Consider the following 15,035-nt stretch of genomic DNA (forward strand, 5'->3'; position numbering starts at 1 on the left):
ACAAACCCATGCGCTTTTCACACTTCTTTGTTAGAAGACCCATCTTCGCGATTGTCCTGTCTATTCTGCTGACCCTTGTCGGTGCGGTGGCAGCATTCAAGCTGCCCATATCGGAATTCCCGGAAATCGTTCCCCCCACGGTCACTGTCAAAGCGAGCTATCCAGGTGCCTCGGCCCAGGAAATTGCCGAAACGGTGGCCGCCCCGATCGAGCAGGAACTTAACGGCGTCGATGGTATATTGTACCTGTCGTCCCAGTCGGTGGGCGATGGCAAGCTCACTATCAGTGTTGTCTTCAAGCCGGGCACCAATGTCGATGAAGCCCAATCCCTGGTGCAGAACCGCGTCTCCATTGCAGAGTCCCGCCTGCCCGAAGAGGTGCGTCGTCTGGGGGTTTCCATCAAGAAGGCCTCACCCGACCAACTGATGGTGGTGATGTTTGTGTCGCCCAAGGGAACGCACGACCAGCAATACATTTCCAACTTTGTCAGCGGCAAGGTGAAGGATTCCCTGTCCCGCCTCGAAGGTGTGGGCGACATCTACACCCGGGGCGCCCGGGACTTTTCCATGCGCATCTGGCTGGACCCGTCCCGCGTTGCTACTTTGGGGCTTACGGCGCCCGAGGTGATTGCGGCTGTGCGGCGCGCCAATGTGCAGGTGGCAGCCGGTGTGCTGAACCAACCTCCTGCGGGCAGTGATGGTGCCTACCAGGTGCAGGTCCAGGCGCAAGGTCGCTTGCACGACGTCGAAGAATTCAAATCCATTGTGGTGGCCACTGCTGCCAACGGCGGCATGGTGCGCTTGCGGGATGTTGCCCGCGTGGAGATGGGCGCGCAGGACTACACAGAAAGCGGCTTTGTCGATGACCAGAACGCGGTCGCCTTCAGCATCAGCCAGAAGCCCGGATCGAACGCCCTGGCCACTGCGGACCAGATACTCGCCCAACTGGAAAAGCTGAAGACCGAGTTCCCTGAGGATTTGGCCTTCCACGCCTACTACAACCCGACCGAATTCATCCGCGCGTCCATCGACAAAGTCAAAGACACGATATTCGAAGCCGCGGTTATGGTGAGCTTTGCCGTGCTGCTCTTTCTGGGCTCGTGGCGTGCTGCGGTGATACCCATTTTGGCTATCCCGGTATCGCTGGTGGGCACCTTTGCGGTCATGGCCGGCCTGGGCTATTCGCTCAACACGCTGTCGCTCTTTGGCCTGGTGCTGGCGATCGGCATCGTGGTGGACGATGCGATTGTGGTTGTCGAAAACGTGGAGCGCCACATAGAGGAAGGGCTCAGCCCCGCCGAAGCTGCCTGCCGCGGCATGAGTGAGGTGGGGTTCGCGCTCATTGCCATTGCGTTGGTGCTGGTTGCGGTGTTTGTTCCCACTGCATTTATCGATGGCATCTCGGGTATGTTCTACCGGCAGTTTGCCGTCACCATTGCAGCCTCTACCGTCATCTCTGCACTGGTGTCCCTGACACTGTCGCCAGCATTGGCAGCCATGCTGCTCAAGCCCAAACAGGCAAAGCACCAACAGGGTCTGGGTGGCAAATGGACAGAGGCCTTCAACCGCACGTTTGGCCGTCTGTCGGGCCGCTATGTCCAGTTGACGGGCTTTACCTTGTCACGCCGCTGGCTCATGGTGCCCCTGTACCTCGCGCTGGTCGGACTGACGGGCTGGCGCCTGGCCGTTACGCCCACGGGCTTTGTGCCGCAGCTCGACCGGGGCTATGCCATCGTATCGATCCAGCTGCCACCGGGCTCCACGCTGGAGCGCACCACCGAAGTGGCGCATGAAGCCGCACAGCGCCTGCTCAAGCAAGCGGGCGTGGCACACACGGCAGCCTTTGCCGGGACCGACGGTGCCACCTTCACGTCGTCGCCCAATGCCGCCGTGATTTTTACGATCTTCAAAGACTTCAAAGAGCGTGCCCGGGACCAACTCGATGGCCCGGCGATGCTGGCCGCCATGCGCAAAACCCTGGCCCCTATCAGCAATGCACGGGTGATGGTGATACCGCCACCGGCAGTACGCGGTATCGGAACCGGTGGCGGATTCAAGCTGCAAATCCGTGATATCCGCGGCCAGGGTCCGCAAGCACTGCAGGCGGTGGCCCGTGACATCGCGGACAAAGCATCCAAGCTGCCATCGGTGGCAGGAGCCTTTACCCCCTTCAATGCCATGACGCCACAGATCAAGGTGGACGTGGACCGCAGCAAGTCCGCCATGCTGGGCGTGAGCCCGGACCGGGTGAGTGAGGCTTTGCAAAGCTATATGGGATCCGTGTTCGTTAACGACATGAACCTGATGGGCCGGGTATGGCGTGTCACCGCCCAGGCCGATGCACCCTTCCGCCGCAACCAGGACGACCTGGCAGGCCTGCAGGTCCGCTCCAGCAACGGCGCCATGGTTCCCTTGGGTACTCTGGCAAGCTTTCAGCCAACCACTGCGCCTTACCGGGTGCCGCGCTACAACCTCTACCCCACGGCAGAGGTGCAGGGCAGCAGCAAGCCGGGATTTTCAACGGGCGAGACCATTGCTGCCCTGGAGACCATGCTGGATGCGCAGATGCCCGCTGGCTTCGACTACGAATGGACCGAGCTTGCGCTGCAGGAGAAGCAAGCCGGCAGCAGCACCTGGGTTGCACTGACGCTTGCCGTGCTGTTTGTCTATTTGCTACTGGCCGCGCTGTTCGAGAGCTGGTGGCTGCCACTGTCCGTGGTGTTGATTGTTCCCATGTGCATCCTGGCCGCGCTGGCAGGTGTCACCTGGAGAGGGCTGGACAACAATGTGCTGACCCAGATTGGCATTGTGGTGCTCATCGGACTTGCCGCAAAAAATGCCATCCTGATTGTCGAATTTGCCCGCCAGGCGCATGCCGAGGGCGCAACGCCGCGTGAGGCTGCCCTTGCCGCTGCACGCTCCCGACTGCGGCCCATACTGATGACGTCTCTGGCCTTCCTGATGGGCTCCCTGCCGCTGGTCTTTTCCACCGGGCCCGGGGCTGAAATGCGCCAGTCCGTGGGCACTGCCGTCTTCTCCGGAATGATTGGCGTCACCCTCTTCGGTCTCCTCTTTACCCCTCTGTTCTTCACCCTGCTCACGCGAAAGAGCAGCAACGCGGTGGCCTCAACCTTGCCGCAGACTGCTGGAGTACAAGCATGAAAGCACTTGCAATGCCTACCCTTGCTTTGCGCTGGTCCGTACTGTTGACCGCGAGCCTACTTGGGGCGTGTTCCAGCACCGCTCCTTACCACTCGCCGTCTTTGCAGGCCGATCAACTGACGACCTTGCCCTCCGCCCGTGCGGTAGGGGTGCTGGAGTCCGACACGCCCCTGGCGCTGTGGTGGACCCAACTGGGCGATGCGCAGCTGGATGCCCTGGTGCACCTGGCCTGGAAAAACAACTACGACCTGCGGGCCAGTGTGGCCCGGCTTGCTTCTTCACGCGAGCAACTGCAGGCAGCGCAGGGCGCACGCTTGCCGGGCGTCACCCTGGGCGCGGAGGCCAGCCATGTGCGACTCGCTGCGGTTGAAAGCCGCAGCGGTGTAGCCAGCATTGCGGACCCGGTGCAATGGCAGGCTTCGATGGCATGGGAGCTGGACCTCTTCGGGCGGGTCAGCCACAGCATCGAAGCCGCCCAATTCTCTGCAGATGAGCGCGCAGCACTCAGTGACGACGTACGGCGCGCGATATTGGCCCAGGTGGTGGAGACCTATCTGGAACTGCGTGGTGCGCAGATGGTGGCTGCGAACCTTCAGCAGCAACTGGCTATGCAGGAAGAGACACTGACGCTGATTCGCGCACGCGAACGTGCAGGCAGCGTTGCAGCGGTAGAGCGCATGCGCTACGAGGGGCAGATCCGGTTGGTGGGTTCGCGGTTGCCGGGTTTGCATGCACAGGAACGCGCGGCACGAAATCGCCTGGCAACCCTCACCGGTCAACGGCTGGACGCGCCCATGCTGGCCCTTTTGGATAGCCCGGTGCCGCTCCAACTGCCAAAGGCCATGCTGGCGGACGAGCCGGCACGCCTGTTGCTGCGCCGCCCCGATGTCCGGGCCGCCGAGCGGGCCATGGCCGTGGCCGCGGCGCGCGAGGGCATTGCACAGGCCGACCTCTTTCCCCGGGTCAGCCTGCTGTCCATGCTGGGTGGGGCCGGCATCGCTGGCGACTGGCTGGGCAGCGAGGCGGGGCGCTGGCGGCTGGGTGCCGGCCTTTCCTTTCCCTTGTTGGATGGGGGTGCACGGCGGGCACAATTGCGCGCGGCGGGGGCGGACATGCAGGTGGCCAGTGCCAACTTCGACAAGGTGGTTGCAGTCGCCCTGGAAGAAACCGATTCCGCACTCTCCAACTGGACCCAGGCGCGCAGGCGCAACGAGGACCTGAACACGGCCCACAGCCTGACGCAGGAGAGCGCCCGTCTGACGCGCATCCGTTACCAGGAGGGTGCCGAGAGTCTGCTGGGCGTTTTGGAGGCGGATCGCACGGCCCTGGCTGCCAATGAGCAAGTTGCGCTCGCCCGGCGGGATCTGGCCATCGCCACCGCACGCTGTTACGTTGCCATGGCGGGTGGTCTGGACGTTGCGGAGGTCACTAAACAATGACTGCGTCCACGCGATCAGTGGGTCCATTGCCAACTGGCGGCAACAGGATCCAGCACGTATCTGCAGTGATCCCTGTCAAAGGGTTCGGTGCCGAATCGGCAATAGCCCTACGCAAACTGCATGATGTCTGGACAAAGCTGTCAGCGACGGTCTCTGCGCATGTGCAGCTCAGTGCAAAGCGCATACGCATCACCTTCAGTGGCGTGGATGTTGCTGCCTTTGTCCGGATTGGCGCGGCACAGCTACCCGGAAACTGGATCAAGTTGTTTGTGCCAACGGCAGCAGGCGGCAGTGTAGGCCGCGCCTACACCCTGCGAGCACTCGATCTCGAAGCGGGGACGTTTGATGTGGACTTTGTCATTCACAACACGGGTGCCGTTTCGTTGTGGGCGCAAGCTGCACAAGTGGGTGATGCAGTCACCTTCGCCGGTCCGCGCGACGGCGGTTTCAGCTTGCCCTCCCATACGCAGCGGCTACTGTTAATTGGCGACGCCACTTCCCTGTCTGCTATCCAGGCGATCCTGACCCATGTGTCTTCCGACCTGCCTGTTGACGTAGTGATTGCGGTGGAGCACCCGGGTGACCGTGAGGCGCTGGTCGCAGGACCTCAAGTGCACATGAATTGGGTGTGCTCTCCAGATGAAGCATCAGGTGAATCGGATGAACTGCAAAGCATCTTGAATAGCCTGCCCATTTCCTTGGGCCCTTGCCAGGTCTGGATGGCCGGCGAGTCGCGCACCGTGGTGGCGGCACGCAAACTGCTGAGCGAAAGATGGCCTATGGAAGAAGCCCGGATTCATTCAAAAATCTATTGGAAGCGCGGAACCGCCCATTTCCGAACCTAGATGCTTGCACCCGCAATAGCTTCCTCTCCCTCACACCCCAAGGACACCATGAATAACCTGACGGCCTTTCCCATCACCCACAAATGGCCCGCCACCAGGCCTGACCAGATTCAGCTCTACTCCTTGCCCACGCCCAATGGCGTCAAGGTGTCCATCATGCTGGAAGAAACCGGGCTGCCGTATGAGGCGCATCTGGTGGACTTTGCGAGCAAGGACCAGTTCAGCGCGGAGTTCCTCTCGCTCAACCCCAACAACAAAATCCCCGCCCTGCTGGACCCCAACGGGCCAGGGGGTCGCCCGCTGGCCCTGTTTGAGTCGGGCGCCATCCTGCTCTATCTGGCCGAGAAGACCGGGCAGTTGCTGCCCGCTGACCCTGCCCAGCGCTACGAGACGATCCAGTGGCTGATGTTTCAGATGGGAGGCATTGGCCCGATGTTTGGGCAGCTGGGTTTCTTCCACAAGTTTGCCGGCAAGGACTATGAAGACAAACGCCCGCGTGACCGCTATGTGGCGGAGTCTCAGCGCTTGCTCGGCGTACTGAACGCGCGCCTGGCAACACGCAGCTGGATCATGGGTGACACGTACACCATCGCTGACATCGCCATCTTCCCCTGGGTGCGCAACCTGGTCGGTTCTTACAACGCGGGTGAGTTGGTGGGCATGCAGGACTTTCCCTGGGTGCTGCGCAGCCTGGGCCACTTCGTTGCCAGGCCGGCGGTTGCACGGGGCCTGGATATTCCAAAACGCAGCTAACCAGTGGCCAAGAAAATAGCCTCAGAGCAGCCCATCCAACAACTGGGTTTGGTGCTGCGCGTAGAACGCGCGCCGGCAGGCACCATGTCCATAGCTGTATCCGCTGCAATGGCAACCCCATGCTTTTGATGAGGCGTCAACTGCATCCATGAAGTGCAGCCAGAGCGCCTTCCGCAATGGGCGCCAGGGAAATACGATTCAGACATAGACATTGCGCAGCGCGCAAGCAATCCAAATTATGTGGCCCATACCAGGCCATAGCCAACATCAGGAGCCCACCATGCACCCAAATACGTACAAGCCTGCGCCTTCCGTTCCCTGGTCCATGGTCAGGGGCGATGTGCAATTCATCTGTCCGGAAGCAGCGGGCGTTTTGCGGGTGACATCCGGGCGCGCCTGGGTCACCTTGAATCCGGCAACGGAGTTTCCGCCTCCCCGCTGGTGCCCCGACATTGAACCAGGGGACATATTCATGGGTCCTGGAAGAGGTTTGACCTTGCATGCCAGACAACGGGTACTCATCGAATCATGGCCCGTTGGTAGCGGCAAAAGCTCCGATCTGATTTGGGAAGATGCCAAAGCGCATCAGGGCAATGACCGGTGGCAAGATGCGGTGCTGCAGTCTGCGTCTCGGGTCGTTCGCAGTGCGAAGCAGTTGGCAGTGGCGCTACGCATTCAACGCATTCCCAATCAGCACTAATCGGAGGCAAAAAATGAACGCTTATGACTACCAACTCTTTGTCATCGGTGGCGGCTCCGGTGGGGTGCGTGCTGCGCGCATTGCCTCCAGCCTGGGCGCACGTGTGGCCATCGCAGAGAGCTACCGCTATGGCGGAACCTGCGTCATTCGTGGGTGCGTGCCCAAAAAACTGCTGGTCTACGCGGCGCACTATGCAGAAGACTTTGCCGACGCCCATGGCTTCGGCTGGAGCGTGCCACCCGCTGCATTTTCATGGCCCCGCTTGATTGCAGCCAAGGACAAGGAAATCTCCCGCCTGAGTGGGCTGTACGAGAACAACCTGCTTGGCTCGAACGTCAGCACCTTGTACGGCAACGCACGCCTGGTGGACCCGCACACGGTGGAGATCAACGGCCAGCGCATGACCGCCGAGCACATCCTGATCGCCACCGGTGGCACCCCTTTCATACCCGAGGTCCCTGGAATAGAGCACGCCATCACCTCCAACGAAGTCTTTGATCTTCCTGACCTGCCGCGCCGCGTGCTGATCGTGGGTGGAGGCTACATCGCGGTGGAATTTGCGGGCATCCTCAACGGGCTGGGCGCGCAAGTCACCCTGTGCTACCGGGGTGAGCAGGTGCTGCGGGGATTTGATGATGACGTGCGCGCGCACCTGCAGGCCGAGATGGTCAAGAAGGGCATCACCCTGCGGCTGCACCAGGATGTGGCCCGCATTGAAAAACTGCCCGATGGTTCGCTCAGCGTGGGCTTTGCCGATGCCGCCGCACGGTGCCTGGTGGTGGATGCAGTCCTGTATGCCACGGGACGTGTCCCCAACACGCAAGGCCTGGGCCTGGAGGCGGTTGGCGTGGCCCTGGATGGTTCTGGCGGTGTAAAAGTAGATGCCTTCGGAAAAACCAACGTGGACAGCATTCACGCCGTGGGCGATGTCACCAACCGCATTGCACTCACCCCGGTGGCCATCCGGGAGGGCGCGGCACTCGCACACACGCTGTTCGGCCCCACGCCGCTTGCCGCAGACCTCACCACCGTGCCTTCTGCGGTCTTCAGCCAGCCGCCCGTGGGCACAGTAGGACTGACCGAAGCGCAGGCGCTCGCGCAATGCGGTGCGATTGATGTCTACACCAGCACGTTCAAGAATATGCGCCACACCCTGTCGGGACGGGACGAGCGCACCCTCATGAAGCTTATTGTGGACAGCGCTAGCCAGCGCGTGCTGGGCGCCCACATGGTGGGCAGCGATGCGCCGGAGATCATCCAGGGCCTGGCGATTGCTATCCGCATGGGCGCCACCAAGGCCGACTTCGATGCGACCGTGGCGCTACACCCTACGGCGGCGGAAGAGTTTGTGACCATGCGCGACAAGGTGACCAAAACAGCCACGCCCTCTGCATGACAGACTTCCCCGGTGCAGCCCTCAGAGTCAGGACTGCACCGGCAGATACGGGCTGATGTTGGCCACCGCGCGTGCAACGTACAGCTCCTTCTCGCCCACGGGGGCCATGTAGTGCAATGCGGATTGGGCGGCCTCCAGGCCTTCCAACCGGGCAATAACCCAGGCCGCCAAATACTGCGAAGCCAGACAGCCACCTGCGGTGGCCACATTGCCAGCGGCATAGAAGGGTTGATTCAACACCTCCACGCCCGCCTCCACCACCCACGGCTTGGTCAGCAAATCCGTGCAGGCGGGGATCTTCTCCAACAAGCCGAGCTTGGCCAGCATCAGGGTGCCGGAACATTGCGCGCCGATAAGTTGCCTGGCAGGGTCAAGCCGCAACTGCCCCATGACGTGTGGGTCGTTGGCAATGTCACGGGTCTTCATTCCGCTGCCAAAAAGTACCGCGTCTGCCGCACAAGCCTCGGCCAAGGTCGACTGGGCGTGCAAGGTCAGGCCATTCATGGAGGTGACTGTTGGCGATGGACTGCAGACGCTCACCCGCCAATCCGGCTTCTTGATGCGATTCAAAATGCCGAAGGCGACCAGCGAGTCGAGTTCATTGAAGCCGTCAAAGGTAAGTATGGTGATGTGCATGGCAGCACTCTAACCCCCAAACCATTTTGCTGTTGCGGCGTCAGACGCAGGAACACAGTGCGAATGACGCGCCTTCCGCCCTCTCCCGCACACCATTACGATGGCCGAATGAACATCATTTCGCATTCAATCAACAAGCAACGTACGGGATTGCGCCAGGGTGGCCAACAGAGCGATGGTGGCGAGCCGGAAATCTGTGCATGATTCCATATTCCACTCTGACAGTGTTTGTCGGTGCTGTGCTGCTGTTGCTCATGTCACCAGGCCCCAACATGGCCTTCGTCCTGGCCCATGGTGCCAGCTATGGATGGCGCGGTGGGGCAGCCGCTGCATTGGGCATTGGTGCCGCAGATCTCGTGCTGACCGCCTTAACGGCAGCAGGCATTACGGCAATAGTGATGCAGTGGTCGTATGCCTTCGACCTGATCCGATTCACGGGCGTCCTCTACCTTATGTGGATGGCCTGGATGGCTCTGAAGAGGTCCGTTTCTGTTGTGACGCCATCAGCTATTCAAACATCGCTCTGGTCGGTGTTTCTGCGTGCGATGCTGAATAGTCTTCTCAACCCCAAGGCCTTGTTGTTTTTCATGGTGTTCTTGCCGCAATTTGTGGAAGCCAATGCGACGTCCGTCATGAACCAGGTGGTGTGCCTCGGGGTCGTACTGACAATAATTGCAGTGTCATTTCACCTGGTTCTTGGGTCTCTTGGGGGCGCAATCCAGCGACGTGTGTCACGTCTACAGGGCGTAGCGCATTGGCAATCACGTGGTTTGGCGGTGGTCCTGTTTCTGCTCGCGCTGCGACTGGCGCTTTCATCACGTCCCCGCTGATCCCGTTGAAAGGACTTTCCAAAGCCCACTATGCATGAAAGGGAGCGTGAAATGAATGTTCTTAGAATCGCGGCCTTCTCTGACGATGAAGTCGGTGGCAATCCTGCAGGGGTGGTCATTGCCGACGAACTGCCCTCTAGCGCTGAGATGATGCGCATTGCGTCGGAGGTCGGGTATTCGGAGACGGTATTTGCAACCCGACAGGGGGCTGGATGGCGTGTGCGCTACTTTTCACCTACAACTGAAGTTGCGTTCTGCGGACATGCAACCATCGCACTGGGTGCGGCGCTGACACTTGGATTTGGTAGCGGTGTGTTCCCGCTGGTACTCAATCAGGGCGATATTTCCGTCGAGGGAAGGCGCCAGGGCAATGTGATGGCCGTTGCACTTCAGTCTCCTCCCACACGCAGCAGAACGGTCGCGCCCATTTTGGTATCCAAGGCGCTCGCTCTTTTTGGCTTCCGACCCGAGGACATCCATCCCGACATACCGCCAGCGGTCATCCACGCCGGGGCAGACCATCTGGTGTTGATGCTCAATAGCCGGGAAGCCCTCTCTTCGATGAACTACGATTTTGAAACGGGGCGGGCGTTGATGCTGCGTGAGGGCTGGGTTACGGTTCTCTTGGGCTATGCCGAAACACCACAGTTGTTCCACACGCGCAATGCATTTGCCTATGGTGGGGTCTATGAAGATCCGGCCACTGGGGCAGCAACGGCGGCGCTTGCCGGATACCTGCGGGATATCCAATGGCCACACAAGGACTCTATAGAGGTCGTTCAAGGCCACGACATGGGTGTGCGATGTTTGCTGCGTGCTGAATTTGGATCGGAAATTGGCAGTTCCATCCGCGTTTGCGGCACCGCGAGAATGATGTGACTGTGAGCGCCAAGGTCTTTTTGCGGAGCGAGCCATGCTGAAAATACTGGGGCATAGCGCCTCCATCAATGTGCGCAAGGTGCTGTGGCTTTGCGCCGAACTTGGTTTGCCTTACGAGCAAGAACCCTGGGGTCAAGTCCCTCTGTCCACCCAGTCACCCGAGTTTCTGCGCCTGAACCCCAATGCCTTGGTACCCGTTTTGATAGATGGCGACTTTGTGCTCAGCGAGTCCAACACCATTTGCAGGTACCTTGCCAACAAGTGCGGCAGAACGGATCTGCTGCCCACAGACCCGATGGCGCGCGCCCGTGTGGAGCAATGGATGGACTGGGGTGCTACGGAACTCAATGTCGCTTGGCGCTATGCCTTCATGGCGCTGGTTCGCAAGACTCCAATCGACCCTGATCCGATACTGCTGGCGCAGAGTGTTACCAGCTGGAATCGGCACATGCAAATTCTGAATGGCGTTCTCGAAAAGACTATGGCATACGCGGCCGGCCCCTCCTTCACCGTGGCCGATGTGGTGTTGGGCCTCGGTACGAATCGGTGGTGGATGACACCAATAGAACATGCCGTACTGCCTGCGGTACAAGATTACTACCATCGGCTGAGTGAACGCCCCGCCTTCCTGCTGCACGTACGCAACGGGCTGCCTTGATTGCCCGAGATTTACGCAAAGCCCACCCCTTGGAGAGAACCATGAGTGAGAGAGTTGAACCAATTGCCGTCATTGCCATGCAAGCGGAAGTACGTCACAAACCGTCGAACTACCCGGACGCCTTTGCTTCCCGCGTTGCAGGCAGGGAGAAGCGCGCGCTTGGAGATATTTTCGGGCTGGGAAATTTCGGTGTAAACCTGACCCGCCTTCCGCCAAAGACTGCGTCTGCCCTGCGTCACGCCCACACGCGGCAGGACGAATTTATCTTCGTGCTGCAGGGACGCCCTACGCTGGTAACCAATGCCGGAGAGACCGAATTGGAGCTTGGTATGTGCGCTGGCTTCAGGGCGTGCAGTGGGGATGCACACATGCTCATAAATCGCACGGCTGAGGATGTGTTGTACCTTGAGGTAGGTGACAGGTCCATGGGTGATTCAGTGAGCTACCCGGATGACGATCTGGCCGCGTCCCTGGGCATGGATGGTCGCTGGACTTTCACGAAAAAAGATGGAACACCTTACTGACGCATGGTTGTGTGCCCGGATCAACGAGCAGGGTGCGTATGGATAGACTGTTCAAACCCATGTTGCTGCAGTTAGGTGCGGCGTTGATGGGTCTGGTATTTGCAGTGGATGCCTGCTCGCAGTCGACCTTGCCAATACCGTGCCCGACGCCAACTGCGATTTCCGACTACTGGGAGCCACAGAGTGCAGACAGTGCAGGATTTGACGCGGTTGCCCTGTGCACCGTCCTCGCGTCCGTGCAAGGTAGTGAAGCCAATATCCACGGTGTGTTGATCGCACGCAATGGCAAGTTGGTAGCGGAGATGTACCGCGCCGGACAGGATCACCCCATCAACCACCTTTATGGCTTGTGGGGACAGTTCAAGGCCTTCGATGCAGGCACGCTGCACGACGTCCGATCGATCAGCAAATCAGTCGTCAGCTTGTTGTTTGGCATCGTATCGGCCAAAAGCCCGACACACGCGCCCAACACACCGGTCATTGACCTCTTTCCAGAACTGGCTGACCTGCGCACGACAGACGCGGTGGCGATTCAGTGGCGCCACCTGTTGGCTATGAGCTCTGGCCTGGACTGGTCTGAGGGATCACCACCTGACAACGAGACCAGACTCTTCTGGAGTTCCCAACCAGACCGCTATGTACTCAGCCGCAGCAGTGTTGCCGCTCCGGGGCGCCTCTTCAACTACAACAGCGGTGGCACAAGCTTGATCGCTGAAGCGCTGGCGCGTGCAGAAGGCCTCCCGATTCAGGAGCTGGGGCGCCAACATCTGTTTGACCCTATGGGCATTACAGATTGGGAGTGGGTGCCTGACTTGCATGGCCGCGCACTCGCCTTCACGGGCCTGCGTCTGCGTCCTCGCGACCTGCTCAAACTGGGGCAGCTGGTTCTCAACCGAGGCCAGTGGCAAGGCCGACAGCTCGTGCCCGCCGAATGGATTGATGAGTCCACCCGCACCTCCCTATCAACCGGCTTTATCAACCCGATCCTACCTGACGAAGAGATCGGTTACGGCTACCAATGGTGGACCGGTCATACGCTGTGGCGCGGACAGCGCCTGGCCTGGATCGCCGGTTTTGGTAACGGAGGGCAGCGACTGTTCGTGGTGCCCGATTTGAACCTTACGATGGTGATTACAGCAGGGTCTTACAACGCCAGAAGCATTGACGCGCACGTAATGCGCTTGTTTGCCAACGTCGTTGCCAGTGTGGAATGCCCTGGCTGCCGCTGACGCTTCAGTGGCGCGGACCCCGGGCATAAGGTGCCCACAAATTCCGCGCGACATGGTGATGCGCTAAGGCATGGACGAAGCCCTGGGCTACATGGCTTTCGAGCCGCTGGGGATAGAAACACTGGATGAGACGGCCACACGGGGACTGGCGGGGGATTTGCTACCAAGTGCTGCTTAACCCAAGCGGGCAGGGGAAAGGCTGGGCCGTTCAGCAAAAGGCCATGGCCGGTCTGTAGTCTGCGGGTTTTGCGCCTGCATTATCCAAAACTCCCAGCCAGGAGTAAACGATGTCACCTGTTCTTGAAGACTGTTGCCTGTGCGCAATAGTCCGTTTCCAGGCCAGCCGCGTGCCACTGCGCCTGCTACATCTTGCTGCCACCTAAAATGGCTTTACCAAACAAATGAAAGCAGACTGGCAATGCAAACCGCTTCCAAACACCTTGATGAGCTGGAATGGGATCGCTGGCCACTCGATCAGGTGGCTTTACGAGGTAAAGCAGAGTGGAAAGAGCTGCTTGGAAGTGGTTCAGGTTGCCAGAACGACATGACGATGGGAGTCGTTCGCATCAGACAAGGTGAGTCGCTCGAGCCGCATTACCACGCGCAGCCTGAAACGTATTTCACCCTGTCAGGGCGCGGAACAGTCACCATTGAGGATGTCGTGCATGAGGTCGAACCGGGGAGAATGCTGTTCATTCCTGGCAATGCCCGGCACCAGATCAACAACGTTGACGAAGCGGATCTCATGATTCTGTACGTGTTTGCAATCAGTGATTTCGGCAAAGTAAAGTACCACTTCTAAGTTCGTCTGGCGCACGGTTGCGAAGGCTGCGGCCTTTTGCTGGAGGGACTAAAGCGCTGACCCACGCGGTGCGAAGCCCCGGCTTGACGCGGAACTCTCCAGACGCAGCGCACCCAGGCTTGCCCACAAGGCTCAATGAACGTGCCGGTGGTGAATGTCCGGGTAATGCGGGTGGCTGTGCCGCATGGAGGGGTGGGTGTGCGCATGGCTGTGGTGGCCACTGCCATCCCATGCTTGTGCATGCGCATGCTGGTGGTGTGCGTCATGGCTGTGCGCGTGGGTGTGTTCCAGCACCTCGTGCAGGTGTTCATGGGCATGGCTTTCGGTCAGGTGCAGCCACACGCCCAGGCCCATCAGTGCGGCAGCCAGCCAGAAAGCAGGTGAGGTGTGCTCCGCAAAAACCAGCAAGGCCACGGCCGCGCCAATAAACGGTGCAGTGGAGAAGTAGGCGCCGGTGCGGGCCGTGCCCAGCCCGCGCAGCGCCAGGACGAACAGCACCAGACTGATGCCATAACCCAGCAGGCCAAGGCACAGCGTCAAGGACAGCACAGGCAGCTGGGGCAGCAAGGCTCCCATGCCAATGGCCAGCACCGTGTTCACGCTGCCGGCGATCACACCCTTGATGCCGGCAATGAACAGGGCGTCCGAGGCTGATACCTTGCGCGTGAGGTTGTTGTCTACGGCCCAGCACAGACAGGCCAGGCCCACCAGCACCGGCCCCATGGCACTGGACTGTGCGCCCGGGCCGGTCTGCCAAGCCAGGGCGACACCGCCGGCCACGATGGCCAGCATGCCCAGCACGATGCGCCGGTCGGCGTTCTCCTTGAACACCAGCCAGGCGATGGCGGCGGTCAGCACGGCCTCCAGATTCAGCAACAGCGAGGCGCTGGAGCCACTGGTGGAGACCAGGCCATACATCAGTGCCACAGGCCCCAACACCCCGCCAAACAAGATTGCGCCCAGCAGCCAGGGCCATTCACCGCGCGCCAAGCCCGGAGGCTTGAAGCCGCCATCGCGCAGCACGCGCGCCAGCGTCAACCCCAGGCCACTACCCAGATAGAGCAGGCCCGCCAGCAACACCGGCGGCATATCACCGGTGAGCAGCTTGGCCAAGGGAGTGCTCGCGCCAAACAGGGCTGCAGAGCCCAACGCATACAGGACACTTTTATTCATGCGGCGATTG

At 60.3% G+C, this 15,035-nt stretch carries 14 protein-coding genes; 12 read left to right on the plus strand and 2 right to left on the minus strand.

Annotated features, from left to right (window positions below; translation table 11 throughout):
- Positions 1-8 precede the first annotated feature (8 nt).
- From DIC66_RS11560 to gor, 6 genes are all read left to right on the plus strand, one after another.
- On the plus strand, positions 9-3,161 hold the full coding sequence (locus tag DIC66_RS11560; protein WP_117177309.1) for an efflux RND transporter permease subunit: 3,153 nt from the start codon (positions 9-11) through the stop codon (positions 3,159-3,161).
- A gap of 11 nt (positions 3,162-3,172) precedes the next feature.
- A complete protein-coding gene (locus DIC66_RS11565) occupies positions 3,173-4,600 on the plus strand; it encodes an efflux transporter outer membrane subunit (protein WP_275405226.1) in 1,428 nt (475 codons plus the stop codon).
- The gene (locus DIC66_RS11570; RefSeq protein ID WP_117177312.1) at positions 4,597-5,445 is read left to right on the plus strand and encodes a siderophore-interacting protein; all 849 of its coding nucleotides are present in this window, start codon (positions 4,597-4,599) and stop codon (positions 5,443-5,445) included. Before DIC66_RS11565 ends, DIC66_RS11570 begins: the two co-directional genes overlap by 4 nt.
- A 48-nt stretch (positions 5,446-5,493) precedes the next feature.
- Positions 5,494-6,198: a glutathione S-transferase N-terminal domain-containing protein gene (locus DIC66_RS11575; protein ID WP_117177314.1), complete on the plus strand. Its 705-nt coding sequence runs from the start codon at positions 5,494-5,496 to the stop codon at positions 6,196-6,198.
- Between the two features lie 280 nt (positions 6,199-6,478).
- On the plus strand, positions 6,479-6,898 hold the full coding sequence (locus DIC66_RS11580) for a DUF2917 domain-containing protein (protein WP_158558898.1): 420 nt from the start codon (positions 6,479-6,481) through the stop codon (positions 6,896-6,898).
- Positions 6,899-6,911: 13 nt separating this feature from the next.
- A complete protein-coding gene (gene gor, locus DIC66_RS11585) occupies positions 6,912-8,294 on the plus strand; it encodes a glutathione-disulfide reductase (RefSeq protein ID WP_117177318.1) in 1,383 nt (460 codons plus the stop codon).
- 27 nt (positions 8,295-8,321) lie between these two features.
- Here the strand turns inward: gor and DIC66_RS11590 are convergent, their stop codons facing one another.
- A complete protein-coding gene (locus DIC66_RS11590; RefSeq protein ID WP_117177320.1) occupies positions 8,322-8,930 on the minus strand; it encodes a DJ-1/PfpI family protein in 609 nt (202 codons plus the stop codon).
- A gap of 200 nt (positions 8,931-9,130) precedes the next feature.
- Here DIC66_RS11590 and DIC66_RS11595 point away from each other — a divergent pair, with 200 nt between their 5' ends.
- The 6 genes from DIC66_RS11595 (at position 9,131) to DIC66_RS11620 (ending at position 13,852) form a co-directional block, all read left to right on the plus strand.
- Positions 9,131-9,760, plus strand: a complete 630-nt coding sequence (locus tag DIC66_RS11595; RefSeq protein WP_117177322.1) for a LysE family translocator — start codon at positions 9,131-9,133, stop codon at positions 9,758-9,760.
- A 51-nt stretch (positions 9,761-9,811) separates the two neighbouring features.
- Positions 9,812-10,639, plus strand: a complete 828-nt coding sequence (locus DIC66_RS11600; RefSeq protein ID WP_117177324.1) for a PhzF family phenazine biosynthesis protein — start codon at positions 9,812-9,814, stop codon at positions 10,637-10,639.
- Between the two features lie 34 nt (positions 10,640-10,673).
- Positions 10,674-11,297: a glutathione S-transferase family protein gene (locus DIC66_RS11605; protein WP_117177326.1), complete on the plus strand. Its 624-nt coding sequence runs from the start codon at positions 10,674-10,676 to the stop codon at positions 11,295-11,297.
- A 41-nt stretch (positions 11,298-11,338) separates the two neighbouring features.
- Complete coding sequence (locus tag DIC66_RS11610; RefSeq protein ID WP_117177584.1) at positions 11,339-11,821, plus strand: cupin domain-containing protein; 483 nt, start codon at positions 11,339-11,341, stop codon at positions 11,819-11,821.
- Between the two features lie 38 nt (positions 11,822-11,859).
- Complete coding sequence (locus tag DIC66_RS11615) at positions 11,860-13,050, plus strand: serine hydrolase domain-containing protein (RefSeq protein ID WP_233505886.1); 1,191 nt, start codon at positions 11,860-11,862, stop codon at positions 13,048-13,050.
- A gap of 418 nt (positions 13,051-13,468) precedes the next feature.
- Positions 13,469-13,852, plus strand: coding sequence for a cupin domain-containing protein (locus tag DIC66_RS11620; protein WP_117177328.1), 384 nt, complete (start codon positions 13,469-13,471; stop codon positions 13,850-13,852).
- Positions 13,853-13,984: 132 nt separating this feature from the next.
- Here DIC66_RS11620 and DIC66_RS11625 read toward each other — a convergent pair whose 3' ends face one another.
- Positions 13,985-15,025, minus strand: a complete 1,041-nt coding sequence (locus DIC66_RS11625; protein WP_117177330.1) for a DMT family transporter — start codon at positions 15,023-15,025, stop codon at positions 13,985-13,987.
- Positions 15,026-15,035: the final 10 nt, after the last annotated feature.

It is taken from the genome of Rhodoferax lacus, assembly GCF_003415675.1.
GTDB lineage: Bacteria > Pseudomonadota > Gammaproteobacteria > Burkholderiales > Burkholderiaceae_C > Allorhodoferax > Allorhodoferax lacus.